The organism is Vibrio fluvialis, assembly GCF_900460245.1.
GTDB lineage: Bacteria > Pseudomonadota > Gammaproteobacteria > Enterobacterales > Vibrionaceae > Vibrio > Vibrio fluvialis.
This window is the reverse complement of record NZ_UHIP01000001.1, coordinates 936,542-953,985: the sequence shown is the minus strand read 5'-3', so window position 1 is coordinate 953,985 and position 17,444 is coordinate 936,542. Positions and strand designations below refer to the sequence as shown.

At 49.9% G+C, this 17,444-nt stretch carries 18 protein-coding genes and 1 other RNA gene; 4 read left to right on the top strand and 15 right to left on the bottom strand.

Annotation, left to right across the window (positions count from 1 at the left end; translation table 11 throughout):
* Positions 1-289 precede the first annotated feature (289 nt).
* Positions 290-841: a VspR family transcription factor gene (locus DYA43_RS04650; RefSeq protein ID WP_061056310.1), complete on the bottom strand. Its 552-nt coding sequence runs from the start codon at positions 839-841 to the stop codon at positions 290-292.
* Between the two features lie 103 nt (positions 842-944).
* Between DYA43_RS04650 and DYA43_RS04645 the strand changes: the two genes are divergently transcribed.
* On the top strand, positions 945-1,253 hold the full coding sequence (locus tag DYA43_RS04645; RefSeq protein WP_044366853.1) for a helix-turn-helix domain-containing protein: 309 nt from the start codon (positions 945-947) through the stop codon (positions 1,251-1,253).
* Here DYA43_RS04645 and DYA43_RS04640 read toward each other — a convergent pair.
* From DYA43_RS04640 to DYA43_RS04615, 6 genes are all read right to left on the bottom strand, one after another.
* Positions 1,250-2,236 carry a TniB family NTP-binding protein gene (locus tag DYA43_RS04640; protein WP_061056309.1) on the bottom strand — a complete coding sequence of 329 codons (987 nt, stop codon included), beginning with the start codon at positions 2,234-2,236 and terminating at the stop codon, positions 1,250-1,252. The two genes, DYA43_RS04645 and DYA43_RS04640, sit on opposite strands and share 4 nt — an antisense overlap.
* Positions 2,233-4,140, bottom strand: a complete 1,908-nt coding sequence (locus DYA43_RS04635) for a TnsB C-terminal domain-containing protein (protein WP_061056308.1) — start codon at positions 4,138-4,140, stop codon at positions 2,233-2,235. The genes DYA43_RS04640 and DYA43_RS04635 overlap by 4 nt, the downstream gene beginning before the upstream one ends.
* Before the next feature lies 1 nt (position 4,141).
* Complete coding sequence (locus DYA43_RS04630) at positions 4,142-4,765, bottom strand: TnsA endonuclease N-terminal domain-containing protein (RefSeq protein ID WP_061056307.1); 624 nt, start codon at positions 4,763-4,765, stop codon at positions 4,142-4,144.
* Positions 4,766-4,887: 122 nt separating this feature from the next.
* Positions 4,888-4,984: signal recognition particle sRNA small type (gene ffs, locus DYA43_RS04625), an RNA gene on the bottom strand.
* 131 nt (positions 4,985-5,115) lie between these two features.
* Positions 5,116-7,140: a GGDEF domain-containing protein gene (locus DYA43_RS04620; protein WP_061056306.1), complete on the bottom strand. Its 2,025-nt coding sequence runs from the start codon at positions 7,138-7,140 to the stop codon at positions 5,116-5,118.
* A 129-nt stretch (positions 7,141-7,269) separates the two neighbouring features.
* Positions 7,270-8,007: a VP0952 family biofilm-associated protein gene (locus DYA43_RS04615; RefSeq protein ID WP_024373209.1), complete on the bottom strand. Its 738-nt coding sequence runs from the start codon at positions 8,005-8,007 to the stop codon at positions 7,270-7,272.
* Positions 8,008-8,060: 53 nt separating this feature from the next.
* Here DYA43_RS04615 and DYA43_RS04610 point away from each other — a divergent pair, with 53 nt between their 5' ends.
* Entirely contained in the window at positions 8,061-8,363 is a 303-nt protein-coding gene (locus DYA43_RS04610) for a DNA base-flipping protein (RefSeq protein ID WP_020329981.1), read from the top strand.
* Positions 8,364-8,397: 34 nt separating this feature from the next.
* On the opposite strand, the gene DYA43_RS04605 is transcribed toward DYA43_RS04610, so the two are convergent.
* Entirely contained in the window at positions 8,398-8,844 is a 447-nt protein-coding gene (locus DYA43_RS04605; protein WP_020329980.1) for a YbaY family lipoprotein, read from the bottom strand.
* A 138-nt stretch (positions 8,845-8,982) separates the two neighbouring features.
* Between DYA43_RS04605 and tesB the strand changes: the two genes are divergently transcribed.
* Positions 8,983-9,846: an acyl-CoA thioesterase II gene (gene tesB / locus DYA43_RS04600; protein ID WP_020329979.1), complete on the top strand. Its 864-nt coding sequence runs from the start codon at positions 8,983-8,985 to the stop codon at positions 9,844-9,846.
* Between the two features lie 254 nt (positions 9,847-10,100).
* Here the strand turns inward: tesB and DYA43_RS04590 are convergent, their stop codons facing one another.
* The gene (locus DYA43_RS04590) at positions 10,101-10,559 is read right to left on the bottom strand and encodes an Lrp/AsnC family transcriptional regulator (RefSeq protein WP_020329977.1); all 459 of its coding nucleotides are present in this window, start codon (positions 10,557-10,559) and stop codon (positions 10,101-10,103) included.
* Between the two features lie 170 nt (positions 10,560-10,729).
* On the opposite strand from DYA43_RS04590, the gene DYA43_RS04585 reads away from it, so the two are divergent.
* On the top strand, positions 10,730-11,797 hold the full coding sequence (locus DYA43_RS04585; protein WP_061056305.1) for a PLP-dependent cysteine synthase family protein: 1,068 nt from the start codon (positions 10,730-10,732) through the stop codon (positions 11,795-11,797).
* A gap of 25 nt (positions 11,798-11,822) precedes the next feature.
* On the opposite strand, the gene fliJ is transcribed toward DYA43_RS04585, so the two are convergent.
* From fliJ to fliE, 6 genes are read right to left on the bottom strand one after another with little or no spacing between them, the layout of a single operon-like run.
* Positions 11,823-12,263 (bottom strand): flagellar export protein FliJ, encoded by a 441-nt coding sequence (gene fliJ, locus DYA43_RS04580; protein ID WP_061056304.1) that lies wholly within the window; start codon positions 12,261-12,263, stop codon positions 11,823-11,825.
* A gap of 8 nt (positions 12,264-12,271) precedes the next feature.
* On the bottom strand, positions 12,272-13,618 hold the full coding sequence (gene fliI, locus DYA43_RS04575) for a flagellar protein export ATPase FliI (protein ID WP_061056303.1): 1,347 nt from the start codon (positions 13,616-13,618) through the stop codon (positions 12,272-12,274).
* On the bottom strand, positions 13,611-14,354 hold the full coding sequence (fliH, locus tag DYA43_RS04570; RefSeq protein WP_024373212.1) for a flagellar assembly protein FliH: 744 nt from the start codon (positions 14,352-14,354) through the stop codon (positions 13,611-13,613). Before fliH ends, fliI begins: the two co-directional genes overlap by 8 nt.
* Positions 14,355-14,357: 3 nt before the next feature.
* Positions 14,358-15,377, bottom strand: a complete 1,020-nt coding sequence (locus tag DYA43_RS04565; protein WP_020329974.1) for a flagellar motor switch protein FliG — start codon at positions 15,375-15,377, stop codon at positions 14,358-14,360.
* Complete coding sequence (gene fliF, locus DYA43_RS04560) at positions 15,340-17,079, bottom strand: flagellar basal-body MS-ring/collar protein FliF (protein ID WP_024373213.1); 1,740 nt, start codon at positions 17,077-17,079, stop codon at positions 15,340-15,342. The genes DYA43_RS04565 and fliF overlap by 38 nt, the downstream gene beginning before the upstream one ends.
* Before the next feature lie 3 nt (positions 17,080-17,082).
* Positions 17,083-17,439, bottom strand: coding sequence for a flagellar hook-basal body complex protein FliE (gene fliE / locus DYA43_RS04555; protein WP_020329972.1), 357 nt, complete (start codon positions 17,437-17,439; stop codon positions 17,083-17,085).
* Positions 17,440-17,444: the final 5 nt, after the last annotated feature.

Below are 17,444 nucleotides of genomic sequence, written 5' to 3'. Positions count from 1 at the left end.
GTTCAAAATTGGATTCTACGAAATTTAAAAGTATCGAGTAGCTTAAACTTTTTCTCTTTAGTTGCATAAACTGTCATTGACACTCGACTCCCAACTTTACGACAAATATCGGAGTGAGTTAGGCGTGCAACGCAGTGGGGCTAGGCCGTGCCTTTTGCCTATCGGAGTTTTTCATACTTGAGATAATTCATGAAGTGATAATGTTAGATTCTACGTAACTCATTTTTGTCCAAAAACGATTCAGCATGCCTCCTTGCTGAATCGTTTTGGAACACTCAAATACTCATGCTTAGATAACTGAGTTTTGGATTACGTTAAGTGCACTAGTTAAAGCATTTATTCTTCCAAGTGTTGTTTCTGAACGTTCCCTCGCCTGAACATAGATCGGCATCAGTAGCTCCTTTTTATCAGGGAAGCGATTCATCAAACGGCTGTATTCCTGCTCTTCAGCATATGTGACAGACAATTCAGTCTTGTACTGAAATCGTTCTTTTTCTAGCGCTTCTATGTATTGGGCCGTTTGAACGCCCTGCACACATTTTCCATCTTCCGATGACCTGCGCTTATATCTTTTAACCGTTTTCTTGGAAAAAGAACCTAAATTAAAGGCTTCCGTTTTTATATAGAGCTTTGCTCTGCCTTCGCCCAACGTCTTCAAGTAGCCGTTAGAGACCAGATGATTGATCTGCCGATATATATACTTTCTCGCTTCATTGTCATCTTCAAACCGATCTGATGATTGCTGCAGTTCATCCCGGGCCTGTATCACTGTAAAGCGATCCAAGCCTCTATTTATCAAAAGGTTATAAATTGGATGACTGAGCTTTTTGGTTCTTTTCACTGCAACCTCTAAACAACGCAAAAACTTAGGATTGCTAAGTATACAAAAATAAGTAAAACTTAGACAATCTAAGTTATCTATAGGTACTAAAAAGAATGTCTAAGTGGAAAACCCAATCCCAGAGAGGCTCAAAGCAGCGCGTAAAAAAGCCAAAATCACCCAAAAAGATCTTGGGGTAAAAATTGGAATGGAAGAAAGCTCTGCAAGTGGTCGAATGAACCATTACGAAAAAGGTCGTCATGTCCCCGATATCGGAACGTTAACCCGTATGGCTGAAGAACTGGATGTACCGCTAAGCTACTTTTTTTGTAAAGACGAAGTGACGGCTGAATTGGCTTGTCTTATTGATAAGCTGAGTGATGAAGATAAAAAAAGTTTACTAGATAAATTATCAGCTAAAGCAAATAGTTAACGTAGTAATTCTGTTAGTGGTATATCTTCAAATATCTGATGAGTAAATTTGATATCCCCACTATCTGAATCCAAAATATAGCCTTCATACTCAATAATCTGCGAGATTAGTAGTTTATCGAGCTCAATCTCAAATGGGTTGCTAATATCGGGGCCAAAGATCGATTTAAATGCCTGAATAAACTCGTTTTGAGTAATCTGACGTTTACCTTCGAGTAAAGCCAGTTCAAGCGCATAACCAACAAGTTCTTTGATTAAACCGATCATCCCTTTACTGGCAGCTAATAAACGCATAGCCATGTCCATATCAGACAGTTCCGGAACGACTGAAATAGATAAGGTCTTTTCAAGCCCCTCAAGCAAGGCAATATAGATATCTAAAGACTCTTCGTTCGTTATTCGGATATATGGCAAGTCTCGCTTCACCATAATTCGTCTGTCCCATTGTGAGTCCTCCAAGATAAGTTTGGCGGTAGGAATACCAATAAAGACGATAGGTAACCGGCATTCATCACTGATCATCTTTAGTCGGTCGCGTATTTTTTGCCTCTCTTTGGGAGATGCACACTCAAACAGTTCTTGAGCTTCTTCTATAACCAACAGCTTAAGTTTAGATTTTTTAACGCTACTAATGAAATAATCTTGTAGACCAATCTCAGAGCGTTTCGACCGACTGTTGTAAGGAACATTCAGCTTTTCAATTGCCCAAACTAATGTTTCAACAAAACTTGGCCTGACTCTTGTGACTAACACCTCTGAAGCGGAAAAATGGTTGTTCAAATAGGTTTCAACCACTGAAGTCTTACCCGCTCCTGTCCCGCCTGTAATGAGCATAGAAGGCGCAAATTTACCGAACTGGCTGCGACGAACAATCCAATCTAAACCTTCAAAAACCTTTTCAACATCAGGATAAACGACAAATGACTGATGGAAATCAGCTAGTAATGTATCGACGTCATTATTCGTTGGTTGAAGCAATGTCATTTGCTCGACTTCCTTAATGCCCTGCGCTTATTCCAAAGTGATTGGAGATCATCGACAGGTGTAGATTCGTGTGGTTGTATGATGTCTTCTATCGGATAATCGGTTGTTATGGATTTAGGGCTATCGCTGCTAACGCCAGCTAGTTCAGCCATTTTCTTACCGTTTTTAGCCTTTTTAGCACGCTGAGGTAACGACATCTGACGTAAGTTTTCATGTTCCTGCTTGATTCTCTCATGCAAGGCCTGACGTGCTTTGGCTAGTGATAATGAATCAACTTGCCCTTTTATAAAATCACGATGTACTTTTACCGTTCTTAAATGCTCACAAAGGCTAAGTTTTTTGGTGTAACCAAGCGGATCACACTTACAAGGGACTTCTATATAACCTTCTCTTTCTTCAAGAAACACAAAGATACGAGATAAGTCATCAGGGTCAATCTTGATCGTTTTTATCCTGCTATCTTTGGATTGCGGATACTGTTTACGATAGTGTTCTAACGCCACATTGTCGTACATTAAGTGCTTAAATTTTATCCCTTTACTGGTTAATGCCCCTTTATGAACCACACCCATAATTACACGGAATTGTATCTCGTCACGCTCAGTCAAAGCAGGAGGTGGCATAACTTCTTCACTCTTTTTCCAATGATAATTAGGTATCCGCGTATGTCGACTATCCGCTGAAGCGTTATGCACATCAATAATCCAGCGATGTAACTCTTCAACGAAAACACTAAAACGCATCACAGCATCTTTTTGAGGGTCATAATCTTCTTTCTCAAGAACATTGGAAAATGTTCTGCCAGGAATCCATCCCACTATACCTTGAATTAGTTCACCAAATTTTCTCTCTACAAAGGGCTTTAACCAAGGCTTACGAACTTTGTTATAGATGATGTTGATACCAGCCTCAATACATGCTTGGTCTAAACTTTTCGACCAAAACTCAGCACCGTTATCAACAACAAGATTTTCTATTTTTCCATGACAAATCCATTGGTTCGACAATCCAATTGGCAATTCATTAACGTATTCCTTTGATTTAACTGAATGGATAATTGCCTTTGAAACCGCAGTATAACTTGGTGCTTTGAAGCCGAGATGAAATCCAATTATACAACCACTAAACACATCAACTAATAAAGTTAAATAGGCTCTCCCCAACGGCACAAGCAACTCATCATCAAGTAAGATTAAATCTAGAGGAGTATGGTCAATCTCTACCCTTTCCAGTATACGCGTAGGCATCTTGACTGCTTCATAGTAGTTAAACAGTTTGTCGGCGTAATATTTACCATGACGCTTGAGAGCGATGGTATATGGAGGGAGTTTTTTGATCCGTTTCTTGAAAGCTTCATAGCTGACTTTCGCTATCTCACCTGAAACGATACTGCTATTTTCAATTTCAATTCGGTCACAGTAAACCTGATAAGCCTTAGAGTAAGAAGGACGAACAGCATCTAAAAAACGTTCAACAGCCTCTATAAAAAGCGGTTCATCGTCTTCAATTCTGGGCTGCCGGTTACCCTTTAAGTGATGACTATCAACCAAACTCTTAATATCACCATCGCTTTCACAAAAAGCTTTATACCAGCGCTTTACTGTACGATCACTTGGCTTCGGTATAGAAAGTTTTTCTATATGCTTATCTATCAAGGGGATAAGATTTTTAGGTGTCCAACCACCATTTATTTCCTTAGCGATCAAAGAGATTAATTTGTAACGCTCCAGCGCTTTTAGTTTCTGCTCTTCAGGAAAAGAAGATAGATCTCGCTCAATAACCTTGGAGCTTTCAAGAGGTGAATACTTCAGGCGAGATAGCTTAGCTTCAGGGCTTGCATCATATTGTTGCTGTACGTCATTTGTTATTGAACCGAACTCATCTTCAAATGGCCCAAAAGACATATTAAGCCACCGAAATTAAAGAGTTTTCATCCAGTAAAACGTCCAGTTTTGTCTTGGCTTTTCCTAAACCAATAAGACGTAGCACTGACGCAAAGACTTCACCAATAGTTAAGTTCAGTATTTCTGGTAACGCCTTAATACAGATCGATGACGATTGACTAACGGCTGACCAAACACTTTCCAAATGGCTAGAATTTTCAATAAAACCGCTATAACGATGTACGAGTTTTAAATTATTAAGGTGCACATCGTTCCGAATTTGGCGGTCTGTCACGAGTAATAGTGGTACCCCCAATTCACTTGCCATGATTTGTTTTTGGTGAAACATATCTTGGAATTCGGAGCTAAATGTCTTTGATAGTGGTTTTACTTCGAGGAGATAAGACGTTCCATCTTTCTTATGGACTAAAAAATCAGGGGTGTATGGATGTTGTTTACCTCGATAAGGAAAACGGTAACCTTTCGGCTGAGACTGGTAACGAACAACATCATCCGAATATTCTAAATAGTAGCAACAATCATATTCCAATGAGCTTTCGCACATGATGGTGCAGCCATTTTTTAAACTAACAAACTTATAAACGTTTTTGTTTGCTGAAGGTTTTCGAAGATTGCGAACGTACATAACCTGTCCTTTTTTCGTTGTAAAAAAACAACCAAAATAAGTTTAGGACACTTTATGGGTTTTATTGGGACATTTTATGGTTTTTTTGGGACGCTTAATGGTTTCAGCGACAAGATGGGTGGAAGCCCCAGCCACATCCCGGCACACACGTCATTCGCTGTGGCTGCTTCCTTCCGGACCTGACCAGATTCACGAACTAGTGTTGCGGGAGGACCAGGGCCCCCATAGGTCACTTCAGCTTGCTGCCGAAGAGTGGTGAGGATTATCCGGTATCGCCCCCGCTATTGCAACCCCAAATCGGGCGAAAAGCATTGATTTACCTTCAACTGCCCACCATTTGAGCAATTTGTTTATTTCACTTCCATCGGCTCTTTAGCCGGACGTTCCGCTTTTGCCAGCGGGCGTTTGCGTTTCTCCTGATACATAGCGATATCCGTTTGATGCAGGACTTCCTGCAGCGACATATAGCGTTCACGCTCAGTAGAGATCCCCACAGCCACCGTCACATCAAAGCTGACATCACGCTCGGTACAGATAAACAGGAAGCTTTGTAGCTGATCAATAATGGCTTGTAACTCGTCCCCGCGCGCTTCACCAACCAGAATGAATTCGTCGCCCCCGATGCGGTACGATTTTCCTTTCCACACCTGATTGATCCGTGCGGCTAACTGCTTGAGAACTTTGTCGCCAATTTCATGGCCGTAGTTATCGTTAATCGGCTTGAACTGATTCATATCCAGATACACCAACGTGGTTTTACCCGGTAAACCGCGGCGGAAACGGCGGTACAACGAACGGCGGTTACGCAGTTTGGTGAGATTATCGGTGTTGGACTGAAAATTCAGATACAGCGCCACGCTCAACAAAAACAGCACCAGTAAGATAAACAGCCACTGGCTATGACGAGCGAAGCGCTTTTCCGTCAATAGTGTTGCACGCCAGTCCGGTTGATAATCGTATTTTTTGATGATTTTCTGGGTATCGATAATTTTGATTGCGCGCGTAAACAGCGGTGCCAGCGCCGCGCCGACTTGGTTCTTAGGGAAACCAATCGCAATATCGTAGGCATAGAAACTGCCGATCATCGAATCTTCCACGATTGGCAACAGTGAATCCGCATCACGCAAAATCTGGTTAAAGTTCGCCTTACTCAGCACGATGTAGTCGACTTGCTTATCGAGCAATGCCTGAATCTGCTCTTCCTGATTAGAGAAGGTGATCAGCGCTTTGTTAGGCAGCATGCGCTGCATCAGCTCTTCAAAGAAGTCATCTTTGATCACGCCGATGCGCTCCACGACCAGTTCCGAGACATTGCTGTACACGTTGTCTTTATAGCCTTCGCATTTCACCATCACCGCTTGCGGGTGGTAATAGCTCTCGCTGAAATAGACCATTTTTTTACGCTGCTCAGATATGGAAATCGGCGCAATGATATCGATGTGCTTGTCCTGAATGTCAGTGAACATACTCTCCCAGGTTTCATCCGCGGCGCTGACCAAATCGCACTTAAGCAGCAAGATGTCACACGCTTGGAATACTACGTCTGCACTGATGCCTTTCACTGACCCATCATTGCCGTATCTGGCAAACTGAGTCAGGTTTTCAAGCTTCACCTGCAACGGACGTTGCTGGTTGACGCCGCTGTCGATGACCGCCTGACGCAGCGCCTGTTTACGGATGTCGAACTGATATTTCTGAATCGATTCACGCAGCAATTTTTGCACTTTGGCTGAGTGAATGAATGTCTCGAACTCATGCAGCAGTTCACCATGTTTGCCTTTCGGAACAATCAGCGAGACAGGTTGAATCGAAATGCGATCATTCAGCAGCTGAGCGTCGAGGCCGCGCGTTAACATCGGTTTGAGTTGGTTGATCGCATCGACCACACCATCAACTTGCGCACTTTCCAGCAGCACTTTCGCTTCGCTGAAACCATCGTATTCCACTTGTATGAGGTGTGGGTAGTTCTCCCGAATCAGCTCACCATAAATCGTCCCTTTCGGCACGCCGATACGCTTGATTTCGTCCAATGTGGCATTGGTATAGCTGTAGAGATAGGTATATTCGATATTGGTGGGTGCCGAGTAATCAAACCGCTTCGCGCGCGCTTCCGTATAGGTGACGTTGGCGGCAAAATCGCTTTCACCCGACTCCACCGATTTTAAAATCGCATCAAAACTTGGGTAGTTGACGTACTGAATGTCGATATTGAATTGGTAGGCAATGGCGTCGAACAACACACGTGTGACGACGTCGTCCGCTTCAGTCGCGACTAAATAAGGTTGTTCGTTATGTGGTGGCTCGGCATGTGCGGGTACTGCGAAACAATACAGTAACAGCAACATCCAGCCCCGAACTGCTAGCATTTTGAACATTGACGTTGTTTTTTATAGAATTGTAATTTTAGTAATTGCTGATAATAGCGAATCTCAGCGCGTATGCATAAGGACTTATTTCAATGACCTTCATAAGTTTGCACTGGATTCGATTTTCTGTGCATACGTTTACAATGGCTGCTCTTCGGTATTTTTGAGAATGTAGTCGGTCATCCAGGCCGTCGTCAGCAAGCAGATCCACACCACGAACACAGGTTTGGGCACGTCGATGTCTGGCGATAGCACCACCGCCATGAAGCTGACGGAAGGCAGAGTCCAGCACAAAAGCTTACTCCAGCTAAACGATTTAACTTGTGACAGGCTCTCCATCACAGCCACCAGCCCGGTCAGGCACAGCGCAATCACTGCAGCAAACGTCAGCCCCGCTACCCATAACGGGATAATCAGCCCCAATGCCCACCAGCTATGGCTATGACTCGGTTTCCAACTCGATGCCGCCCACCAGATAGCGACCACCGCCGCAAGCTGCACAACCGTCATCCAAGGTTCACCGTCTAATTTACCCGCCGCTTGCGTCACCATAATGCCGACTTGCAACGTGATCACGATAAGCGCGCTGATCGCCATGATGCCTTTATTGCTGCCGCGTGAAAACGCTACCATCATCATCGGGAACAGTACCCACATACTGACCGAGAGCGAGGCTGGCTGATAAGGAAGCGTAATGCCGTACGCGGCCATCCCCGCCAGCAACACGAAACCCGTGATCCCACCGCGCGGCAGTATCCACAGAGCAGGGATGACGAAAGTGATGAATGGAACATCGCCCTCGCTCAGACCGAGCGCCCGGGCACACACCATCACCAATAACGTTGTGATTACAAATTGAAAAGCGGAGAATACCAATTCCAGCTCCTTATACCTATCCGTGGTAACAATTGAACTAGGACACTGTCATTATGGACCAATTTCTGGCACAGATCTTTGCTGTCATTCACCAAATCCCACACGGGAAAGTTTCGACCTACGGCGAAATAGCACGTATGGCGGGTTATCCCGGTTATGCGCGCCACGTTGGCAAAGCGCTGGGAAACTTGCCCAAAGACAGCAAACTGCCTTGGTTTCGGGTCATCAACAGTAAAGGGGAGATTTCGTTAACCGGCCCTGATTGGGACAGGCAGCGGGAACGATTGGTCGCGGAAGGGATAGCCGTGAGCAGTCAGGGAAAGATCTCACTCAGAATATACAAATGGCAGCCTTAGGCTGCCATTGCTTTTTATCGTCACTCTCAAAGCATTAGTTTGCGCTAACGCCAACCAGCTTCAAATCAACCTGGTTAGTGTTATTATCATCAGTAATCACACCGTAATGGGTATCGGTGATAAAGCGCAGTTTTCCGTTCAACTCGATACGAGCGCTGACACTGTAGGTATGACGCGCGTCGATTTGGGCGCTGTCGTATGCCAGTTCAAACGCAAACGGAACTTGCTTGCCTTTCGTCTCAAAAGTTTGAGTCGCGATCACTTTCGCTGGCGCATCCATCAGAGAAACGTCTTGCAGCGTCACTGTCACCACCGCATTTTCTGGCAGCGCAATGCGCTCACGATACGCGAGAGTACCCGTTACCGTCTTCATGGCTGCGGGTGTGGTTTGTGTCATGGTCGTTGAGTCCTCAGAAGTCTGGCAACCCACCAGTACCGAACCTAACAGAACCGATGACGCCAGAAGTAGTGCCTTTTTCATAGTGCCTCACTTGAATTAAGGTAATCGCAGCTATTATAAGATCCGTTTCATAAACTGCTATGACCCTCAGTTGGTCTTGACAGTTATTTGACGTAACTCACAAAATAACAACGAACATAACCAATCAGGTGAGGAGCCATGAGCAAACCATTAAAAGAGCTGCTGAGCTTGCTGCAGCTAGAAAAACTGGAAGAGGGTCTCTACCGCGGCGAAAGCGAAAACCTCGGCTTACCGCAGGTGTATGGCGGCCAAGTGATCGGTCAGGCACTGTCCGCAGCGCGCTACACGGTTGAATCTGACCGTACCGTGCACTCTTTTCACAGTTACTTCCTCTACCCTGGCGATCCTGAAAAACCGATCATCTACGATGTTGAAAACCTGCGCGATGGCCGCAGTTTCAGCACGCGCCGCGTGAAAGCGATTCAAAACGGCCGCCCTATTTTCTACCTCACCGCGTCTTACCACGGTGAAGCGCCGGGCTTTGAGCATCAAAAAACCATGCCGGACGTTCCTGGGCCGGAAAACTTTGCGTCAGAATCCGAACTGGCGGCGCAAATTGCTCATCTGCTGCCAGAAAAAGTGAAGAAAGTGTTCTGCGGTGAAAAGCCGATTGAGATGCGTCCGGTGACCGTTATCAATCCGCTCAAACCACAAAAGGCCGAACCGAAACAGTACCTGTGGATCCGCGCCAACGGCGAGATGCCAGACAATCAGCTCATTCACCAATACCTGCTGGGTTACGCCTCAGACTGGGGATTTCTGGTAACGGCGCTGCACCCGCATGAAGTGACGCTGATGACGCCCAATTTTCAGGTCGCCACCATCGACCATTCGATTTGGTTCCATCGTCCGTTCAAAATGGACGAATGGTTGCTGTATGTGATTGAAAGCCCGACCGCCAGCAACACACGCGGCTTAGTGCGCGGGGAAATCTACAACCGTGAAGGCCACCTGGTCGCCACAGCGGTGCAAGAAGGCGTGATGCGGTTTAAAAACGCCTGAGTTTTTTCGCAGCGACGCTTTACCTTCACCCAAGGTCAGGCTTTACAGTGCTACCGACATTCACTCAGGAGGGGACATTATGGGATGCTGTAATCAACCACCCAATGGCGGCAGCACGGACATCAAACCGCTACTCAAAGCATTCGCGGTACTGCTGGCCTTAGTTTTGCTGCTCGCTTGGCTGTTCGGCTAAACACCAGCCATAGCTTCAACGACCTGATATCGCTTCACCGCTGGTATCAGGTCGTTGAGCGTCAAAGCGGTAGCTCGGTGGTGTACTTGAGCGATTCCATCGCAAAGGTCGATGTGACGTTATTCAGCCCGCCAACGCTGTTCACCAGCTTTTTGTAAAACTGGTCAAAGTGCTTCATGTCTTTGACCAGCACTTTCATCATGTAATCGTACTCCCCCGCCATACGGTAGAACTCCATCACTTCCGGGTATTCATCCACCGTCGCCACAAAACGGCGATACCACTCGTGCGAATGGTCGCTGGTTTTGACCATCACAAAGGCGATAAAGGACAAGTCGAGTTTTTCCGGATCAAGCAGCGCGACCCGTTTGCTGAGAATGCCGGATTCTTCCAGCTTTTTCAGTCGCTTCCAGCAAGGCGTGGTGGTGAGATTGACCGCTTCCGCCAAATCGTTGAGCGACACCGTGCTGTCCTTTTGCAAAATTGCCAAGATCTGACGATCAATTTTGTCGAGTTGCATTTTTTAACCCCATTCGGGAGAAAATTATTCTCCAAACCTACAAAACAACAGGCAAATTAGCAAAGTTTTTCTCTCCTCTTACAGCTAAATTATTCCCATACCGAATTCACTTTTCCCAAACGTTGTGCGACCTTTCGCTGGGTTTGGGATTCACGCTCATGGAGAGACCTATGTGCACCGACCATCAATGGATTAACAGCGCGATTCGCAAAATTGAAGCCGACTTTCAACGCTCTGCCGACACGCACCTGATTAAACTCGACCTGCCGTGCGTGGCTGGCCTCGACATCTATCTGAAAGATGAAAGTACCCACCCGACCGGTTCGCTCAAACACCGTTTGGCGCGTTCACTGTTTCTCTACGCCATTTGTAACGGCTGGGTTGGTCCGGACACACCGATCATCGAATCGTCTTCCGGCAGCACCGCAGTGTCTGAAGCGTACTTTGCGCGCCTGCTCGGTCTGCCATTTATTGCCGTGATGCCTAAATGCACCGCGCGTAAGAAGATTGAGCAGATTGAGTTTTACGGCGGCAAAGCCCATTTGGTCGACCGCTCCGATCAGATTTATGACGAGTCGCGCCGTCTGGCCAAAGAGCTGAATGGTCATTACATGGACCAATTCACCTACGCCGAGCGCGCCACCGACTGGCGTGGTAACAGCAATATCGCCGACAGCATTTTTCATCAGATGAAGATGGAAGATCACCCGATCCCGAGCTGGATCGTAATGAGCCCGGGAACGGGCGGCACGTCAGCAACCATTGGCCGCTTTATTCGCTATCAGCAGCACAACACCAAGCTGTGTGTGGTCGATCCGGAGAATTCGGTGTTTTACGATTTTTACCAAACCCGCAATCCGAACCTGACACTCAAGTGCGGAAGCAAAATTGAAGGCATTGGCCGCCCTCGTGTTGAGCCAAGCTTTATTCCGAATGTGGTGGATGAGATGCGTGTGGTGCCGGATGCAGCAAGCATTGCGACCATTCAATGGCTGGAAAAAATTCTCGGCCGTAAAGCAGGCGCCTCCACGGGCACCAACCTGTATGGCGCGCTGCAACTGGCGAGTGAGATGAAACGCCGCGGAGAAACCGGCTCTATTGTGACGCTGCTGTGCGACAGTGGTGAGCGTTATCTGGATACCTACTACAACCCAGCCTGGCTGGCGGAGAATATCGCCGATCTGTCACCGTATCTGGCCAAGCTGGAAACGTTTCAGGCCACCGGCGAACTGGCGTAAGCTCCCGTTCGCCGCCCCGTTCGAGTCACAATGCGCGCTTACGATGGCGCGCATTGAGGATATCTTCGATCTGCTTCTGCTCTTTGCGCGCGCGCTCAAAAGCCTGCTTTTTGCGCCAGCGCTCCAGCACCTGTTCCAACCCTTTGACCCGCGCGTGTTTACTCTCCAGCACCTGCTGCACCGAATGACACTGCGCCTCCATCACCGCTTGTTCCTGCTCATGGTGACGCAGCAGTTTTTGCAGCATGTGGTCGACACGATTGAGGTTCATCAGCAGCGCACTGTTGAGCGTTGGCGCGTGCAGCGTTGAATCGCCAGCGCTGGATTTAAGACTCGCCAATTGATCGAGCTGCGCTTGCAGATATTGATGCCGCTGGCGCATCGAATCGAGCTGCTGCCCGATGCGGTCGCGGGTTTTCTCTTCGACCTGTTGCAGTTTGCCGACGGCGCGAATCTTCTCTTTCATGGCTTATCTCACGGCATTTGAAACAGCTGAGCCAGTTGGGTCAGGCTTGCGGTGTAATCGACACGTTCTTTGGCCGACTGTTGCAGAAATGCTTTGAGATGAGGATACATAGCGACGGCGCGATCCAGCTCCGCATCCTGCCCCGGCTGGTAACCGCCGAGCGGCAGCAGCTCTTTGACCTGCAAATAGTTGGCGTAAAGCTGACGAAACTGATTGGCGACCGTGACGTGCGCCTCCGGTGTCACCGCCGACATACAGCGGCTGATCGAGGCGTTGACATCAATCGCCGGATAGTGCCCCTGTTCGGCCAACTGACGTGACAGCACCACGTGACCATCGAGAATCGCGCGCGCTGAATCGGCGACCGGATCTTGCTGATCGTCGCCTTCGGCCAGTACCGTATAAATCGCGCTCAGGCTGCCATCCGGGTTATCGCTGTTGCCCGCGCGTTCAAGCAGTTGCGGCAACACGCTGAATACCGACGGCGGATACCCGCGCGATGCAGGCGGTTCGCCAAGGGACAAGGCAATTTCACGCTGCGCCATCGCATAGCGGGTCAGCGAGTCCATCAACAGCAAAACGTCTTTACCCTGATCGCGAAAATATTCCGCCACGCGGTGGCAAAGCAGCGTCGCGCGCAGTCGCATCAGTGGCGACTCATCCGCCGGAGCGGCAATGATAATCGCTTTGCGGCGTGCTTGTTCAGTCAGGTTGCGCTCGATAAATTCACGCACCTCGCGGCCACGTTCCCCAATCAGCCCGACCACAATCACGTCCGCTTCGGTGTTCTGGGTGATCATCCCCATCAGCACACTTTTACCCACACCGCTGCCGGCCATCAGGCCGATGCGTTGGCCTTTGCCGACCGTCAGCAGGCCATTAATCGTGCGGACTCCGACGTCGAGCGGCGTGTCCACCGGGCGGCGTTTGAGCGGGTTAATCGGCTTGGGTTCGAGCGACACGCGGTCGCCACCACGCAGCGGCGCGCCGTCATCAAGTGCTTCGCCTAACCCGTTCACTACCCGGCCGAGCCATTGGCTGCTGAGCTGCACCGTGCTGTCGCCTTCCAGCGGCACCACTTTCGCCCCCGCAAACAGACCGCCCAAGCGGCGAATGGGCATTAAATAAGCGACATTGTGGTCAAAACCGACCACTTGTGCTTCGATCATGTCACCTTCAGCTGTTTCGACCAGACAGCGCTGTTCGAGTTTGAAGCGGCAGCCCACTGCTTGCAGCATCAGGCCGTTCACCTTCACCAGTCGCCCGGTCACCCGCGCCACCGGCACAGAATCGAGCGACGCGATGGCATCGTTGAGGCGGTCCGTCAGCATTCCGCCGCTGTGCGGATTACTCATCCGCCACCTCTTGCCCTGCGGTGACTTCATCCAGCAGATGCTGTTTCACATTGTCCATGCACGCTTGCAGGCGTGAGTCACAGCTGGCATCGGCTTCGGCATCGTCCGTGACCAGATGGCAACCACCCACGGGCAGCTCTTTGTTCGCCACCAGTTTCCAGTTCTTCGGCAGATCGGCATTGATGTCGCGAATGCGGTCCAGATCCTGCGGATTCAGATGCACAGTCACACTTTCCGCTTTGCCCGGCATCGCATCGAGAGTTTCACCCACCAGCGACAAAATCTGCTGTGGCATCAGCGTCAGTTCGGCGCGAATGACCTGCTGTGCGACTTTCTGCACCAGCTCACAAATGATGTGACGCTGCTGCTGCTCGCGTTCCGCCTGCCAGCGCGACAGGGTTTGATACAGTTCGTTGACCGGCTTGGCGGCTTCCAAAAAGTGCTGCTTACCGGACTGTTCACCGGAGACAAAGCCTTTCTGAAAACCCTCTTTCTGGCCGTCAATAATGCCTTGTTGCTTGCCCTGTTCCAGCCCCTGACGCAAACCTTCGTCATAGCCCTGCTGCAACCCTTGCTGAAAACCTGCTTCGAGCTGCTGCTGAATATCCACCTGCGTGTCCTGCCACTCGTCATCGAGCAACCGATCGTCCGGCGCCTTCACTGGCTGAGCCAGTGGCGGGAAACGGTGCAGACGATAACTGCCCGTAGGCAGACGCATAATTTTTTCTGCTGACATGGCTTACTCCACCGTCGGTTCCTGATAAAGCAGCAGTTCGATTTCGCCTGCTTCACTCAGTTCACGCACAATCTGCATGATGTCCTGACGCGCGCGCTCAACCCGGCTGAGGGCCACCGCACCACGCACCTGCATATCGTCTTCCAGCGCCTTGACCATACGTTGCGGCATCGAGCGTTTGATCGCCTGTTGCAACGTGATCTCCGCTCCCTTGAGCGCAATGCCCCACAGCTCCATCGGTACCTGTTGTACCAGACGGTCCATGGTCTCTTCGCGCTGACGGCCGAGCACCATAAAGTCAAACATGTTCTGTTCGATTTCACTCACCACATCTTCATCATGCAGTTTGAGCATTTCCATCAGTGTGGCGCGATCGCCTTCAAAGCGGTTAATGATATCCGCGACCTGCTTCACGCCGGACAGCGGCGCGCTTTGCGTCACCGAGACCTGTTCGATGCAACGTTCAATCAGCTCATTGAGATCATTCGCGACCTGATGGTCGATGTCCTGCAGACGCGCGATGCGGTACAGCAGCTCATCGTGATAATCCTGCGGCAGGCATTTCAGCACCGCTGAAGAGCTGTCCGGCGGCAGATAGGCGAGGAAAATCGCCTGCATCTGCGGGTGTTCGTTGCTGATAAAACGCGCCAGCATTTCCGCGTCCACCCATTGCAGACGCTGCATGTTGTTGCGAATCTCATCGCCATACAGATTGTTGAGCAGGCCTTTGGCCAGGTCATTGCCCAGCGCTTTGCGCAGCGTGTTGGACAAGTATTCTTTTGACGCGCCACGAATGCCACTGTGCTGACGAAAATCATCAAAGAACTGCTGAATGATGTTTTTCGCGTTGTCGCTTTTAATACCGCTGAGGCGCGCCATCGCTTTGGTCACGCGCTGCGTTTCATCGCGGCTGAAATGGCGCAGCACTTTCGCCGCGGCATCTTCGCCCATTCCGAGCAGAACCAGTGCGGTCTGCTCGACATGATTAAGCTCTTGGTTCTGCGTTGACTGTGCTGTGTTCATTCACATTTACCCACTGTTTCAAGACTTCTGCGACGCGTTCTGGCTCTTCATTGGCAATCAGCTGCAGATGTTTCAGTTGAATTTCTAACGGCGATCCCGGCGGTGGCAACATGTCGCTGCTCACGTCCAGACCGCTGGATGCTTTGATGCCTTTCTCTTCCAAGCGGCGGTTAAGCGCCTCTTCACGTTCACGCTCTTCGCGGGTTTGAAGATTCTCGTAGTAAGGCTCTTCTGGCGGCGGCGCAAACTCCAGCTCTTGGCTGCGGCGATCCGCACCGGTGAGATGCATGATCAGCGGACGCAACACGAAGAAGATCATCGCCATGCCCAGCATGCCGCCAATCACATAACGCAGAGGCTGCTGCACGGTCGGATCCTGCCACCATGGAATGCTTGGCGGCGCTTCAATCTCAATCGGCGTAAAGTTAAAGCTCATCAGGCTCAGGCTGTCACCGCGCGCGGCGCTGATGCCAACGGCATCCATCAGCATGGCGGAGATTTCTGTCTTCTCTTGGTCGCTCCACCCGGTGCCATTCGGCGCAGCCGCCGAGTTCAACAGCACAGAAACGTTGAGTTTTTTCACCTGACCTTGCTGGTACTGCGTGCGGCGCACGCTGCTGCCCACGGCGTACTGGCGGTTGATTTCAGAACGCGCGTTCGAGTTCTGGCTGTCCTGAGTCGGCTTCTCACCAGTCACTGGCGGCTGGTTGCTCAGCGACCCCGGAATGCCGAGCGCAATCTGGTCAATCGAGTTGTTCTGAACGGTGTGCTCGTTTTGCACCACGGGGGTGTTGTCGAGGATTTCCTGAGTCTCTTCCACACGGCTGAAATCCATGTCGGCTGCCACCTGCACGCGGAAGTTGCTTGGACCGACAATCGGCGTCAGCATGTCTGCCGCGCGCTGAATCACCTGCTTCTCCAGGTTCTTCTGGTAATCAAGGTATTTGGCGTTCACTTTGCCCGAATCGCCCGACGCCACGTCGGCGCTCAGCAAGCGGCCATACTGGTCAATCACCGAGACGAATTCCGGCTTCATGCCCGTCACACTGCCCACCACCAGATTGATGATCGCTTCCACCTGCTCCGGTTTGAGGTCTTCACCCGCTTTGAGTTCCAGCATGACGGACGCCGACGGCGCTTCGCCGTTCTGACGCACAAACAACGTTTGACGAGGAATGGCCAAATGCACACGCGCATTCGATACCGCATTAAGCGCGATGATAGTGCGCACTAACTCACCTTCCAAACCGTGGCGGTAACGGGCGGTTTCCATAAACTGGCTGGTGCCGAGAGAGCTGTCTTCTTGCAGTGAATCAAGCCCGGTCGGCAGCTTGGCTTTGATGCCTTTGGCGGCCAGCAGCATGCGTACGCGCGCCACTTCCCCTTCCGGCACCAGAACCTGGCCATTCTGCTCCTGCAGGCGATAGCTGATGCTTTCCGCTTCCAGCACCGAGACGATGTCGCCCACATCAAACTGCTCTTGCTGACCATACAGCGGACGGAAACTCTGCGAAGAACTCCACAGCGCGACCACAATCAGCGCCGCCACAATCGCCGCCAGCACCGCCGAGAGCACCAGATTGCGCTGACTGCTTGACCACAGCTGTTTCAATTTACGGCTGATATCGTCCATGCCCCTGACTGAAGAGCCATTCGGGCTGATGCCACTGGCACCCGCCACTTGAGTAGTAAGTTCAGACATGATTTACACCGGCATCTTCATAATGTCTTCAAACGACGCAACCACTTTGTTGCGCACCTGCATCAACGCGTTAAACGACAGGCTGGCCTTCTGGCTGGCGATCATCGCCCCCACCAGATCGTCGCTCTTGCCGGTTTCCACCGCGGTCATTTTGCTGCTTGCGACCGCCTGATGCTGGTTCACCACATCCAGAACCTGCGTCATGGCCGATGAAAACGACAGAGGCGGATTGACCGCTTTGACGTCCAGCGGGTTAGCACTGACGACGAAATCCGGCGTCGCCTGTACGCGCATTGCGTCCATTTTGGTGAGCATTAACTGCTCGGCGGACATTGCATTACCGATAGGTTGATTTGCCATGTTTA

Coding starts and splice junctions, on each gene's coding strand:
- DYA43_RS04630 (WP_061056307.1), bottom strand. CDS start 4,765: ATGTACGTTCGCAATCTTCGAAAACCTTCAGCAAACAAAAACGTTTAT.
- fliI (WP_061056303.1), bottom strand. CDS start 13,618: ATGAGTAATCCGCACAGCGGCGGAATGCTGACGGACCGCCTCAACGAT.
- DYA43_RS04640 (WP_061056309.1), bottom strand. CDS start 2,236: ATGACATTGCTTCAACCAACGAATAATGACGTCGATACATTACTAGCT.
- DYA43_RS04590 (WP_020329977.1), bottom strand. CDS start 10,559: ATGCAACTCGACAAAATTGATCGTCAGATCTTGGCAATTTTGCAAAAG.
- tesB (WP_020329979.1), top strand. CDS start 8,983: ATGAGCAAACCATTAAAAGAGCTGCTGAGCTTGCTGCAGCTAGAAAAA.
- DYA43_RS04620 (WP_061056306.1), bottom strand. CDS start 7,140: ATGTTCAAAATGCTAGCAGTTCGGGGCTGGATGTTGCTGTTACTGTAT.
- DYA43_RS04605 (WP_020329980.1), bottom strand. CDS start 8,844: ATGAAAAAGGCACTACTTCTGGCGTCATCGGTTCTGTTAGGTTCGGTA.
- fliF (WP_024373213.1), bottom strand. CDS start 17,079: ATGTCTGAACTTACTACTCAAGTGGCGGGTGCCAGTGGCATCAGCCCG.
- DYA43_RS04565 (WP_020329974.1), bottom strand. CDS start 15,377: ATGAACACAGCACAGTCAACGCAGAACCAAGAGCTTAATCATGTCGAG.
- DYA43_RS04610 (WP_020329981.1), top strand. CDS start 8,061: ATGGACCAATTTCTGGCACAGATCTTTGCTGTCATTCACCAAATCCCA.
- fliH (WP_024373212.1), bottom strand. CDS start 14,354: ATGTCAGCAGAAAAAATTATGCGTCTGCCTACGGGCAGTTATCGTCTG.
- DYA43_RS04585 (WP_061056305.1), top strand. CDS start 10,730: ATGTGCACCGACCATCAATGGATTAACAGCGCGATTCGCAAAATTGAA.
- fliJ (WP_061056304.1), bottom strand. CDS start 12,263: ATGAAAGAGAAGATTCGCGCCGTCGGCAAACTGCAACAGGTCGAAGAG.
- fliE (WP_020329972.1), bottom strand. CDS start 17,439: ATGGCAAATCAACCTATCGGTAATGCAATGTCCGCCGAGCAGTTAATG.
- DYA43_RS04635 (WP_061056308.1), bottom strand. CDS start 4,140: ATGTCTTTTGGGCCATTTGAAGATGAGTTCGGTTCAATAACAAATGAC.